The sequence below is a fragment of the Pseudomonas sp. S3E12 genome, from assembly GCF_001702295.1.
In the GTDB taxonomy this organism is placed as follows: Bacteria; Pseudomonadota; Gammaproteobacteria; order Pseudomonadales; family Pseudomonadaceae; genus Aquipseudomonas; species Aquipseudomonas marginalis.
Genome location: NZ_MBDT01000022.1, coordinates 124287 through 137161, shown reverse-complemented (window position 1 = coordinate 137161; position 12875 = coordinate 124287). Strand labels below are relative to the sequence as shown.

At 63.0% G+C, this 12875-nt stretch carries 9 protein-coding genes; 2 read left to right on the top strand and 7 right to left on the bottom strand.

The annotated features are described in order from the left end of the window. Positions 1–127: 127 nt before the first annotated feature. From BB029_RS20035 to puuE, 6 genes are all read right to left on the bottom strand, one after another. Positions 128–1477, bottom strand: coding sequence for a nucleobase:cation symporter-2 family protein (locus tag BB029_RS20035; RefSeq protein ID WP_065940521.1), 1350 nt, complete (start codon positions 1475–1477; stop codon positions 128–130). A gap of 115 nt (positions 1478–1592) precedes the next feature. Then, on the bottom strand, positions 1593–2876 hold the full coding sequence (locus BB029_RS20030) for a urate hydroxylase PuuD (RefSeq protein ID WP_065940520.1): 1284 nt from the start codon (positions 2874–2876) through the stop codon (positions 1593–1595). Positions 2877–2927: 51 nt separating this feature from the next. Beyond that, positions 2928–3431, bottom strand: a complete 504-nt coding sequence (locus BB029_RS20025; protein ID WP_027603915.1) for an ureidoglycolate lyase — start codon at positions 3429–3431, stop codon at positions 2928–2930. 237 nt (positions 3432–3668) lie between these two features. Beyond that, positions 3669–4664, bottom strand: a complete 996-nt coding sequence (gene alc / locus BB029_RS20020; protein ID WP_027603916.1) for an allantoicase — start codon at positions 4662–4664, stop codon at positions 3669–3671. 41 nt (positions 4665–4705) lie between these two features. After that, positions 4706–5221 carry a 2-oxo-4-hydroxy-4-carboxy-5-ureidoimidazoline decarboxylase gene (gene uraD / locus BB029_RS20015; RefSeq protein WP_065940519.1) on the bottom strand — a complete coding sequence of 172 codons (516 nt, stop codon included), beginning with the start codon at positions 5219–5221 and terminating at the stop codon, positions 4706–4708. After that, positions 5218–6144, bottom strand: a complete 927-nt coding sequence (gene puuE / locus BB029_RS20010; RefSeq protein WP_065940518.1) for an allantoinase PuuE — start codon at positions 6142–6144, stop codon at positions 5218–5220. The genes uraD and puuE overlap by 4 nt, the downstream gene beginning before the upstream one ends. Positions 6145–6523: 379 nt before the next feature. Here puuE and uraH point away from each other — a divergent pair, with 379 nt between their 5' ends. Further along, positions 6524–6877, top strand: a complete 354-nt coding sequence (gene uraH, locus BB029_RS20005; protein ID WP_027603919.1) for a hydroxyisourate hydrolase — start codon at positions 6524–6526, stop codon at positions 6875–6877. A 151-nt stretch (positions 6878–7028) separates the two neighbouring features. Then, positions 7029–12248 (top strand): dermonecrotic toxin domain-containing protein, encoded by a 5220-nt coding sequence (locus tag BB029_RS20000; RefSeq protein WP_065940517.1) that lies wholly within the window; start codon positions 7029–7031, stop codon positions 12246–12248. On the opposite strand, the gene BB029_RS19995 is transcribed toward BB029_RS20000, so the two are convergent. Next, positions 12223–12864: a LysE family translocator gene (locus BB029_RS19995; RefSeq protein WP_065940516.1), complete on the bottom strand. Its 642-nt coding sequence runs from the start codon at positions 12862–12864 to the stop codon at positions 12223–12225. The genes BB029_RS20000 and BB029_RS19995 overlap by 26 nt on opposite strands. Positions 12865–12875: the final 11 nt, after the last annotated feature.

Here is a 12875-nt window from a genome sequence, read left to right as displayed (position 1 = left end):
GCTACAGCAAGACCCGCGCCAAGGCGGTAAACAACCGTCGATCCAAGCGGGCGCGGAGAATACTGGCTCCCACGTCAGGGCTCAAGTGCGCCGTTACAGCGCGCACAGGGCGACAATGGGGCATGTGTCAGGTATGGGCGGGGTCGACTACGGGGCGTTCGGCCCCGCCGAGAATGTTGAACAGGATATTCAGCGACAGTGCGCTGAGGGTCGCCATGGCGATGCCGCTGTGGGTGATCGGGCTCATCCACACGGGCAACTGTGCGAAGAACTCCGGGCGCACCACGGGGATCAGGCCCATGCCGATGCTCACCGCCACCAGCAACTGGTTGCGACGGTCGGCGATATCGGCCTCCTGGAGGATCTTGATCCCGGTGGCCGCCACCATGCCGAACATGGCGATCGCCGCCCCGCCGAGCACCGCCGGGGGAATCGACGCCACCAGGTACGCGGCCTTGGGCAACAGGCTGAGCACAATCAGAAAGGCACCGGCCATCATTGTCACCGAGCGGCAACGCACGCCGGTCATCTGCACCAGGCCGATGTTCTGCGCGAAGGAGGAGTGGGTGAAGGTGTTGAAGAAACCGGCGAAGAACGACGCACCGGCATCACACAGCAAGCCACGGCGCAGCATTTTCGGCGTGACGTCCTGGCCGGTGATCTTGCCCAGCGCCAGGAACATTCCGGTGGATTCGACGAAGATGATCACCACCACCAGGCACATCGACAGGATCGGCGCCAGCTCGAACCTGGGCATGCCGAAGTGCAGCGGTGTCACCACTTGCACCCACGGCGCCTGGGCCAGGCCGCTGAGGTCAACCATACCGATGGCCCCGCACAGGGCGTAACCCAGGCCCATGCCGATCAGCACCGAGATATTCACCCAGAAGCCGCGCATGAAGCGGTTGATCAGTAGGATGGTCGCCAGTACCAGGGCGGCAATCGCCAGGTAAATCGGTGAGCCGAAGGTGGCCGCTGCGCTGCCGCCACCGGCCCAGTTCACGGCCACGGGGAACAGCGACAGGCCGATGGCCGTGATCACGGTGCCGGTCACCAGCGGCGGAAAAAAGCGCACGATCCTGGACATGAACGGCGCGATCAGCATGCCGAAGAACCCGGCGGCGATGGTGGCGCCGAAGATGCCCTGCAGGCCGATACCGGGCATGCCGGCCATGGCGACCATGCTGCCCACAGCGGCGAAACTGGCGCCCATCATCACCGGCATACGGATGCCCACCGGGCCGATGCCGAACGACTGCACCAGGGTGGCGATGCCGGCTACCAGCAGGTCGGCGTTGATCAGAAAGGCGATTTCTTCACGGCTCAGGCCGGCGGCCTGGCCAATGATCAGAGGTACGGCGACGGCGCCGCCGTACATCAGCAAGACGTGTTGCAGGCCTACCAGAATCAGTTGCAAGAGGGGCAGCCGCACCATGGCGGGCGCGGCAGGAATCTGCGGTTCGACTAACTCGGTCATGCAACACCTCGGATCTTTTTTATTTTTGTGTTGTGTGGAACGCAATCTTCAAAACACTGCAGGTCCAAATGTGGGAGGGGGCAAGCCCCTCCCACATTGGAACTATGTGAATCTGTTAGTTGGTACGCGCCCCCTGATTGATCCAGGTGCCAATCAAATCCCGCTCCTGCTGGGTCATCTGGGTGATGTTGCCCAGCGGCATGATCTGGCTCGCCACCGCCTGCGCCTGGATACGCGCCGCCTGTTGCTGGATCTGCGCCGGGGTATCGAACATCACCCCGGCCGGCGCGGTGCTGAACAACGGGCTGGTGGGCTTGGCTGAATGGCACACGGCGCAGCGTTCCTGGATCACTCCGTGGACCTTGTCGAAATCAATCGTCGCCTGGGCCGGCGCAGGTGCGGCGGCCGGAGCTGCCGGCGCGGCGGGTTTCAGGCCACCGCCCAATGCGGTTTCCGGCAACGGTTGGTACTCGATGGCCGCCGGTGCCTTGGCAATCGGTTCGGCCGGCTTGGGCCCGGTCACATACGCCAGGCAAATCATGGCCAACGCACCCACCGGCAAGGTCCACGCATACTTCTGGCTGTTATGCCGCGTGTTGAAGTAGTGCCGCACCAACACCGCTGCCACCGCGATCCCGGCCAGGATCAGCCAGTTGTATTGGCTGCCGTAGGTGCTCGGGAAGTGGTTGCTGATCATGATGAACAGCACCGGCAGGGTGAAGTAGTTGTTGTGCCGTGAGCGCAGCAGACCCTTGGCCGGCAGGGCCGGATCGGGCGTGCGGTGCTCGGCGATCGCCGCCACCAACGCGCGCTGCGCCGGCATGATGATGCGGAACACGTTACCGACCATGATGGTGCCGATCACCGCGCCCACGTGCAGGTACGCACCACGGCCGCTGAACACTTTGCTGAAGCCGTACGCGGCGGCAATCAACAGCACGAACAGGATCAAGCCGAGCAGGGCAGGGCGTTTGCCCAGGGCCGAGTCGCAGAGGAAGGAGTAGATGAACCAGCCGGCGAACAGTGAGCCGATGCCCAGCAAGACGCCTTCGCTGCCACTGAGGCTGCTGCCGGGGGCGAGCAGGTACAGCGTCGGGTTGAGGTAGAACACCACGCACAGCAGCGCGACGCCCGACATCCAGGTGAAATAGGCTTCCCATTTGAACCAGTGCAGGTTGTCCGGCATGGTCGGCGGGGCCAGCTTGTATTTTTCCAGGTGGTAGATACCGCCACCGTGGATCGCCCACAAGTCACCGGACAGGCCGTCCTTGGGGTTGACGCGGTTGAGGTTGTTTTCCAGCCAGACGAAGTAGAACGAAGCGCCGATCCAGGCGACGCCAGTGATCATGTGAACCCAGCGCACGCTGAGGTTCAGCCATTCCAACAGATGTGCTTCCACAGTCTTTACCTCTCGCCTGTCACCCTTGTTGTCGGGTGATCCGGCCTTCTCTTATTGGTGGGGGGCGAGGATCAACCGCTCATCCTCTTTGAAAAAATGCTCATCGCAGTTATTGCCTGTGCCACTGCGATCAACCACCAGGAAGTCATCCCGCTTTTCGATCGTCAGCACCGGGTGGTGCCAGACGCCGCGATGGTAATTGATGCCCTGCCTGCCGTTGGTGACGAAGGCGCGGACCAAGCCTGATACAGGTGCATCGCCAAGTGGCGCGACCACGATCAGAAAGGGGTTGCCGAGCAGCGGAATGAAGGCCTGGCTGCCCAGCGGGTGTCTCTCCAGCATGCACACGGTCAGCGGCATATCCAGCGCGTCGGCGCGGAAGATGCTGATGATCGCGTTGTCTTCAGGCTGTGCGGTTTCTACCGTTGCCAGCTTGTGAAAGCGCATGGTCGACCCGTTGTTGATCATGAAGTGATCGCTGCCGTCGGTTTCGATAACGTCTCCGAAAGGGGCGAAGGCTTCTTTGGTCAGGGGTTCGATCATCAGTGTGCGCATGGCTGTCTCTTATCCGAGTTCTGTGTTGTTAAAACTATTTTGTGTGTGGCAATGAGCTTATGTGGTGAGCGGGCTTGCCCGCGCTGGGCTGCGAAGCGGCCCCAACAAGATCACTGCGTTTCTTCTGTGAAAACGCGGTGTCTGCTTCCAGGGTCGCTTCGCGCCCCAACGCGGGCGGTGCGACGATTCGACAAGCCCGCTCACCACAACAAGCTCTTTTGCCACAGGATTCAGCGTTTACCTGGAGACTTTACCCAGCACACGCAGGCGACTCACACCGCCATCCGGGAACACGTTCAGGCGGATATGGGTGATCGGCCCCAGCGCTTTGATCTGCTCGGCGAAGGTGTGTTCGGCGTGCATTTCCAGTTTCTGTGCCGGCAGCAGTTCGCGCCAGAACAGCGACTGGGTTTCGATCTGGCTGTCGGTGCCGCCCTTCACGAAGGCGCCCTGGATCGAGCAGGTGTCCGGGTAGTTACCCTTGAAGTGCAGGGTGTCGACGATGATCTTCTCGATTTCGCCGGGGTGGCCCAGGGCGACGATCACCCAGTCATTGCCTGGCGTGCGACGGCGGGCGGTTTCCCAGCCATCGCCCATGTTGACGCCACGGCCCGGGTTAAGGATGTTGCTCATGCGCCCGAAGTGTTCATCGGAACACGCCAGTGCGCGGCCACCGTTCAATGCGGCAGCGAGGTCGATCTGTTCGTTGTCGCCCACTGCCGACCAGTCGCGGAACGGCACGCCGTACACACGCAGACGGGCTACGCCGCCATCCGGGTAGATGTTGAAGCGCAGGTGGCTGAACGCCTGGTCGTTGCTGATCTCGTGGTAGTGGTGGCTGTTGCCTTGCAACTCGACGGCCGACAGGACTTCTACCCACTGGGTGTTGTCGTCAGGCTCGCCCGAGGCCAGGAAGCAGGCTTCCAGGGAGGCCGACGGCGGGTAGTTGCCGGTGAAGAATGAAGTGTCGATGTCCACGCCCTTGATCGAACCCGGTACGCCCAGGCGGATCACTGCGCTGTCGTAGCCTTCGAAGCGCTTGCGGCGTGATTCCCAGCCGTCCATCCACTTGCCGTTGTCATCGAAAACGCCCTCCTTCCACACGGCCGGGGTCGGCTGGAACAGGCGGTTGGCGTCGGCGAACCAGTCATCTGTCACGGAGATGATCTTGGTGCCCAGGCGGGCGTCGGCCAGGTTGACGAACTTTTCGAAAGGTACGGCGTAAGCTTTCATTCTTCTTGTCTGCCTTAAATAGAGTGGCTGGGGATGGTCGTTTAGAGGGTCAGTAAACGGAACAACGCGATCTTGTTGATCTCGGCCAGTGCGCATTTGAACTCAGCGTCTACCGAGTTGTGAATGCGCGTTTCGAACGCGGCCAGGATCTGATGCCGGTTGCTGCCTTTTACCGCCATGATGAAGGGAAACTTGAACTTGGCCTTGTAGGCATCGTTCAGCTCGGTGAAGCGTGAGAACTCTTCGGCCGTGCAGTGGTGAATCCCCGCGCCAGCTTGCTCATCGGTGCTGGCTTGGGTGAGTTGGCCCTGGACGGCCGCTTTGCCGGCCAGGTCCGGGTGAGCGTTGATCAACGCCAGCTGACTGGCGTGATCGGCGCTCAACAGGATGTCGCTCATGCGCTGGTGCAGGGTTTCGATCTGGTCGATCGAAGCGTCCTGGCCCAGGTCGAAGGCCTTTTCGGCCACCCATGGCGAGTGTTCGTAGATGTCGGCGAAGGCCTGGACGAAGGCGTCACGGCTCAAGGTCGAGGGTTTCAGCGTCTGGAAGGTGCTCATTTGGCCGCTCCCGGGAACGGGTGGGTGGCGTGCCAGTGGCGGGCAATGTCGACGCGGCGGGTGAACCAGACCTGTTCGTGACCCTTGGCGTATTCGATAAAGCGCTTCAGCGCGGCCAGGCGCGCCGGACGGCCGATCAGGCGGCAGTGCAGGCCGATGGACAACATCTTCGGAGCCTCGGCGCCTTCGGCATACAGCACGTCGAACGCGTCCTTGAGGTACTCGAAAAAGTCATCTCCCTTGTTGAAGCCCTGCACCTGGGTGAAGCGCATATCGTTGGTGTCCAGGGTGTAGGGGATCACCAGGTGCGGCTTGCCGTTGGGAGTGTTGGGTTCCCAGTAGGGCAGGTCGTCGTCGTAGGTGTCGCAGTCGTAGAGGAAGCCGCCTTCCTCCATCACCAGCCGCCGCGTGTTCGGGCCGGTGCGCCCGGTGTACCAGCCCAACGGGCGTTCGCCGGTGAGTTCGGTGAGGATGCGGATGGCTTCGAGCATGTGCTCGCGCTCCTGGGCCTCGTCTATGTATTGGTAGTCGATCCAGCGGTAGCCGTGGCTGCAGATCTCGTGGCCGGCGTCGACCATGGCGCGGATCACATCCGGGTGGCGCTGGGCAGCCATGGCCACGGCGAAGATGGTCAAAGGAATGTCGAATTCCTTGAACAACTTGAGGATGCGCCACACGCCGGCCCGGCTGCCGTATTCGTACAGCGACTCCATGCTCATGTTGCGCTCGCCTTGCAGTGGCTGGGCCGAGACCATTTCCGAGAGGAAGGCTTCGGACTCTTTGTCGCCGTGCAAAATGTTGCGCTCGCCGCCTTCTTCGTAGTTGAGTACGAACGACAAGGCGATGCGTGCCTTGCCCGGCCAGTGGGGGTGAGGAGGGTTACTGCCGTAACCGATCAGGTCGCGTGGGTAGTCAGCGCTCACTGCAGTCTTCCTTCTTGTTCGTGGTAGCAAGTGTGTGGCGGCCAGCGGAAAGACTGGGTGGCGTCACAGCGATGGGCTGATTGTATACAACTTAATGGTCACTTTGTAAGCCTGTATTTCCGCATTTTTTCCGTGGAGTTGCCGCCGTTCAGCACTGCAAGAAACTTGCCCGATTGGTCAGTAAACGGACAAAAGGTCTTTTAAAAGCAAGGCTTGCTGAGAATTCCCGCCGAGGATCGAGGCGTCGCAGCCTGTGGGAAACTTTGTGATTTTTATTGTGTACAATTTTTATTAAAAGTGTCTTAATCGGCCCATCAGCGGCTTTTTGATGCCCCGTAAAGGTGCAGCCTATTTCACTTCATGCAAGGGAGCCCGCCCCATGGGACGACTGACGACACACGTACTCGACGCAGCCCACGGCTGCCCCGGCAGCGCCATCCAGGTTGAGCTGTACCGCGTCGACGGCACGCAGCTGGAACTGGTCGCCACTGCGCTGACCAACAGCGATGGCCGCTGCGACGCGCCGTTACTGCAAGGTGATGACTACCGCAGCGGTGTCTACCAATTGCAATTCAGCGCCGGCGATTACTACCGCGCCCGCGGTGTGCAATTGCCGGAGCCGGCCTTCCTGGATGTGGTGGTATTGCGCTTCGGCATCAGTGCCGAACAGGATCACTACCATGTGCCCCTGCTAATTTCGCCCTACAGCTACTCCACCTATCGCGGTAGCTGAGTCGTCACCTGGTTACACCCCCAAGCTCTTCGTTGGTTTTTCGCCCGCCCACACTGCGGGCTTTTTTTGTGCGCGGCACCCGTCAATTATCTAGCGCCCTGTGGGCGTTTGCGCTGCATAGGCTAGGGTTTTCCTCGACGAAGATACCGCCGTGACTTCACCTACCGATCCCGATATGGCCGACGACGATGCGTTGCAGGCCATGCGTCGCCAACTGACCCGGTCCATCAACCGCAGCCCCCATCCCAGCCTGTTGATCAATTGGCTGACCGTTGCCGACCTGCGCTGCGCCCAGTCGGCCAAACACCAGTCCCGCCTGATCCTGCATGCGCCCAAGGTGCTGCGGGTGATTCGCGCCGAGCTGCGCAAGGCCTTTGACCTGGACCCGGACGGCCTGCTCTTCACCGAACCCAAGCCGCCGGCAGCCGCGCAGCAGGTCGACAGTCTGACCGACCGCGCGTTACGGCTGATGGTGCTGCCTGCGGTGCCGATCAACCTCAATCAGTTCACCGCTGTGAGCCTCAAGGCCGAGCCGGCACGCCAGCTGCCGTTTACGCCGCTGGAGGCGTTGCGCCGGGTGATTGCGCTCAACCTTTCGGCTCGGCTTGCCCAGGTGCACAGCGCCTATTGGCAGGCGCTGGTGCCGGGTTCCTGGCTGACGCGCCAGGAGCGCTGGGCGGCTTTGCACAAGCAGCAGTTCGCCGACCAGGCCTTTGTGGCGCGGCAGTTGGACGAGCTGTCGGAGGAGGCGATGGGCATGGTCCAGGCGCTGGTGGACGCTCCGACGGCCGAAGCGCGCCGACGCGCCGGTGAGCTGTGGGCCAGCGTCCAGGCCAGTGAGTTGATGTGGCCGGGCGTGGGGCCGCGGCTGATGCCGATCCCCGGCGCCCTGCATATTTATCGCGAGGGCGACCCGGCGGGCCGGCCGCACGTGATGTACCTGCCGGGTGCCCGCCGCAACTACTACGAATATCCGTCGTTCGCCCACTTGCAGTGTGGCCTGGTGGCATTGATCAATGGCGCCTCGTTCGACGACCTCTGGCAGTGCCTGCCGCTGCGGCGCCGGCATGAGGTATGCCGGCCAGAAGACGCGGCGGCGCCCGGACGCGGTGTGGCAGTGAGGGGCGATGCGCTGGCATACAGCGCGCAGGCGGTGCTGGAGGGGCAATGGGAAAACGAGTTGGCCTGTGGGATGTCGATCAACCTTGCGCAGGTGTTTTCCGCCAGGCGCGAGCCGCTGGAGATGAATGCCGCGCGGTTGCTCGCCTATATCGAACGCGCGCGCCGACACTGGGTGGGCAAGGCGCGCCTGGGCAGCCTTCGCCGGACGTTGCAGGACTGGGATCAGCATCGGCGGCGCAAGGAAATCCTGTTCGCCAGCACCGCCGCGCACCTGCCCGTTAACACGGCGCTGCAACAGCTTAAACGGTATGAAAAAGGCCTGATGGGATTGCTCGACCCGCAGGACGTCGGGGCGGATACCCAGGCCTTTGACGATTTCGTCGTGTTGGAGCAGCGGCGCAAGGTGCACGCGGACACCCTGCACACGCTGCTGCACGGCGCGCAATTGCAACTGTTCGACCCCGCTTTCTGGAAGGCGCGCCCCGTCGGTCAAGCCAGGCGCCTGAACGCGCTCATCGACGGGTGGACTGCTGTGCTGCGCGCCGACATCCTCTTGCTGCATCGGCTCCAATTGATCCGCGCAGTCCATCGAGACCTGCTGGTGGATGTGCTGGATACGCCGCTGGCCAGCAAGCGCGCCGGCAGCGATACCCGCGTGCTGTCCGTGCTGGTGGGCAGCGCCGACGCCTTTGAGCCTCTGCACAGCGTATTTGCGGTGACCCGCAGCACGGCGCTCAACGATCCGCAGCGACGGGGGCCGGTGGTGCTGTGCGCGTTGGGGCGCGAGGGTGGCGTGGCGACGTTTGCCAGCCTCGAAGCCTTGTCCCAGGGCATCGAGGCCAGCCTCGACAGCCGTGATGGGTCTGTGCTGTGGCGCTACATCGAGCGGCCGCAGCGCAATGCCATACGTGAACGGGTGGCCGATCAAACCCTGGCGGTGCGCTATGAGGTCATCGAGGGTAATCCTGTCTTGCTTGCGCTCAAAAGGCTGATGAAGGGGTACCTGCGCCTGCAGCGCGGGTTTGATGGCCGCGCGAATATTTTCAGTGAAATCCGGGATGTCCAATTGACTCGCTCGTTGTTGGCCGTCGAGTTGGAGAAGCACCTCGACGCGCCGGTCAGCGATGCCCTGATTCAAGCACGGGCCCAGGTCGATCTGGTGCGCAAGGCGGCGGCAGCCAAACACGGATTGCCGAGCTGGCTGGCCGAGGCGACGGTGGCGCAACGCAACCGTTTCAAGTACCTGCAAAGCCGCTACCTGGGCAGCGTCCTGGCCTATGAAGAGCGCCTCGGGCAGCGTTTGCCGGATCTGCTCAGCTTCGCCCGCAGCCTTTTGATTGCGCGCTTGCGTGAGGACGGCCTGCCGCCGCAACTGGACATCGACACTCCGCTTATTGAAATGCCCGACCGGGTCGATGGTCGCTTCTGCGGTTGGGAAAGCGGCTGTACGGTCGGCGATCGCAAGGAAGTCCTGGCGCCCAGTGCTGAGCGTTCGCGCTTGAGCCTGCTGCAACTGGCACTGCACAACCTCGACCCGCAGATGATGTCCACCTGGTGGCGCTTCCGTTATGCCCAGTACCTGCAACCGGCCTGGCGGCAGCAACTGAGCCCGCGTTACCTGATCGGCATGGTGTCCTCGCTGGATATTGGCGGGCGCTACGAGGCCTTGATCAATGGTGCGTTTTATCCCCCCGATGCCGCTGCGCACCGGCTGAGCGACGCACGTGTCCCGGAGCTGCTCAGGCGAGCCTTGCAGGCGGGTATCGAGGCGGATCTCCATTCGGCGATTCAGCAGGGGCTGACCGCGAGTGCCCAACGTTTTTTCAACACGGCAATGGCGGCCCGTGTGCCCGCGGATTTGCTTGCACACGGCGATCAATTGCAGTTGCACGTGGTGCATCTGGTGGGCCATACCCTGCAGCACGATCGCTATATCGCCGGCATCCTGCTGATTCACGACCTATTGTCGCAACGCTGCGTGGTCTATTGGCCCAGTGCGCCGGATGCGCGGCACATTCATGAGTACGCCAGCCTGCAAGAGGCCCATGAGCACCTCAATCGTGTCGGGGCGTTGCCCGATTACGTCAGCGCCCTGGCCCGGCATGTTGCGCCGGGCTGGGCGTTTGAAGCCATTGCCCATCACCCGGGTGCGGTGCACGCGCAAGCCGGCTTTTTTCAGCCGAGTAAACTGCTGCCGGGCGCGATCATGCTGCAGGGGCTCTGGCGCGCGGCTGATTTCGTTCGTTCATTCAATATCAAGCACCTGGTGCCCGCGGCGCGTGTCGAGGAGATTGAACAGCAACTGCTTGAGCAAATCGCCAGCGACCCGCTGAACTGGCTGACCTGGGTCCCGACGTCCCACGCCGATGCCCAGGCCCTGTTGTACCGGGCGCGGGTGCTTGAGTTGCACCGCCAGGCCCAGGCGCACAGTCAGTCCGGCCAGGCGCTGCAGCGCTACCGCGAACAGCGCCTGGAGGCGCAACGTGACACGCGTCGGCGGGCGTTGCTGTCGGTGGTGGTGCCGTTTTTCAGCCTGGGTAACCAGCTGTACGAGTTGCTGCTCACCTCGCGGCGTTATCACCGCTATGGTGAGGCGCGGGATGCGGTGGATGTGGCGTTTGGCACGGTGTTTTTGACGATAGACCTGTTATTGACGTTTTTCCCCGGCCCCAAGCTGAAGCCGGGCGCCGTGGCGAACCCGGCAGTCCGTTCCATGGGCGCCGGCTTGAATCGTATCCACCGCGCGAGCGTCTCGACGTTGGGCCGGGTCGCCCCATTGGCGCCGTCGCCATCGAGGGTCGCGCGGCTCAAGCCCCTGGAGCGCTTCAAAGCCCAGGGTACGCCGCAGGAGGCCGTGGCGTTGAAGGGACCGGGCGAAAAGGGCATCTACGTCAAACATGGCGAGTACTTCATGGTGGACGACACGCACCACTACCCGGTTTACCGACGTGGCGACGAAGCGTATTTCCGCCTGAAGAACCGGCAGGCGCCGGGCGTCGATGAGTTGATCCTGACGGTCCATGAGCCCCGGGAATGGCTGCTGGGGGCGGATGCACCCGTGGCCGGGCCGAGCTCGGCGACGCTCACCCCGTGGCCGGCACCTGCCCGAGCGCCAGGCTGGCGACCGCCCACGGCACCGATGGCCACCCACAACCGTATTCTTCAGTCCGCCGCGCCGACGGACTACTGGTTCAGTTGGCGTACCCAGGTGCCTGAGGCCCTGGCGACGAGTCCGCCGGCTTCCGGGGTGTTTCATGTGCATCTGGAACCGCCCGGTTTTCCCTACGACGCTATCTACATCGGTTCCAGGTATGACACCGCGACGCAATCGGGCGTGGGTTATTACCGGTTGCTTCACCAGGGGGATCACGTGCCGTTAAGCAGGCTCGGTTTTATTGCCAGGAACGAGCCGCTGGTTTCAAAGGCCCAGGTGGATATCGAGCGCTGGACCGGCAGCGCGCTGCAGGAGCAGCCGATTCCGGTTTCGCGCCTGCCATCGGGGGAGTGGCAATTGCACACGCCATTGTTCGACGGACCACTGGAGCCAGAGGTGGGCAGGGCGTTTCCGGGCATTACGCGGCAAAGCCAGGCGTCTGCGATTGCCAGGGTGATTGAGTTGGCCGACTCCTCGCGTTCGGTCACAGCCAGCCATTTGCTCAACCTGCGGGCCACCCTGGACAACTGGTTGACCCCCAATCCTGTAAGGCTGGGCCAGACCGATGATTTGCTGAACCTGCTGCGGCCCACGCAAACGCGGGGCGCCAATCTGTTCATTGGCTACGAAGGCAAGGCGCCGGGTTTCACCCGTGTCGATTTCAGTTCGCCGGTGGCGCTGGCGCCGGCACTCAAAGCCGGTGGTGCGCAGGTCTCCGAAGCGCGCAAAACCCTGCAGCGGGAGGCCGTCAGGGCGGTACTGGAGCAGCAGGGCTTCAGCCTTCACGAATGGCGTGTGCGGCGCGGCAAGATCCTCGTGCCTGAACTGGTTGCCACCCATCCCCATTCGAACAACCTGTACTACGTGACCTATCAGTGGTTCGAGCGCGGTTCGGTGGCGTTGAACAAGCGGCTTACTGACCGCTGGCTCCAGGCAGCCATCCGTTCGCACCGGGATTCCGTCCTCGCCGCCACGGTCAGCGGGGCGATGGAGGAACAGCGCCTGGTTCGGATCGTCGCGGGCATCCAGTGGCCGGTGCTGGGGAACCTGGCGCCCAGCGTTTACTTCGTCAAACTGAGCCCGCCCGTGCCTTGAGCAGCGAGGCGACGCCGGCGCAGCCGAACAGCGCGGCACTGACGCGGTTGAACCAGTGTTGGCCGCTGCCGCTGCGCAGGTAGCGTGCAGCGCCATGGGCGCCGAGACCGTAGGCGAGTTTGCACAGCAGGTCGAGGAGCGTCCAGGTGGCGATCATGATCAGCAATTGCGGCAGGAACGGTTGTTGGCTGCTGAGGAACTGCGGCAGGAAGGCGGCGAAAAACAGGATGTCCTTGGGGTTGCTGGCCCCCAGCACGAAGGCGCGGCCGAACAGCGCGCGAAAACGCGGCACCGGCGCCGCCTCCGGGACGGTCGCGCCGTGGGACGGCTGGCGCGATTGCTGCCAGCTCTGCCAGGCGAGGTAGAACAGGTAGAGCGCGCCGACGATCTTCAACGCGCTGAAGAGTTGTTCCGAAGCCAGCAGCAAGGCGCCCAGGCCCAGGGCCGACGCGCTCAACAGGCAGATCGAGGCAATCACCCCACCGAGAAATGCCGGGTACGAGCGGCGCAGGCCGTAGTTCAGGCTGTTGCTGATCATCAGCAACGACAGCGGCCCCGGGATCAGGATCACCACCAGCGCAGCGCCGCTGAACAGCAGCCAGGTTTCCAGACTCATTGCATGCTCCT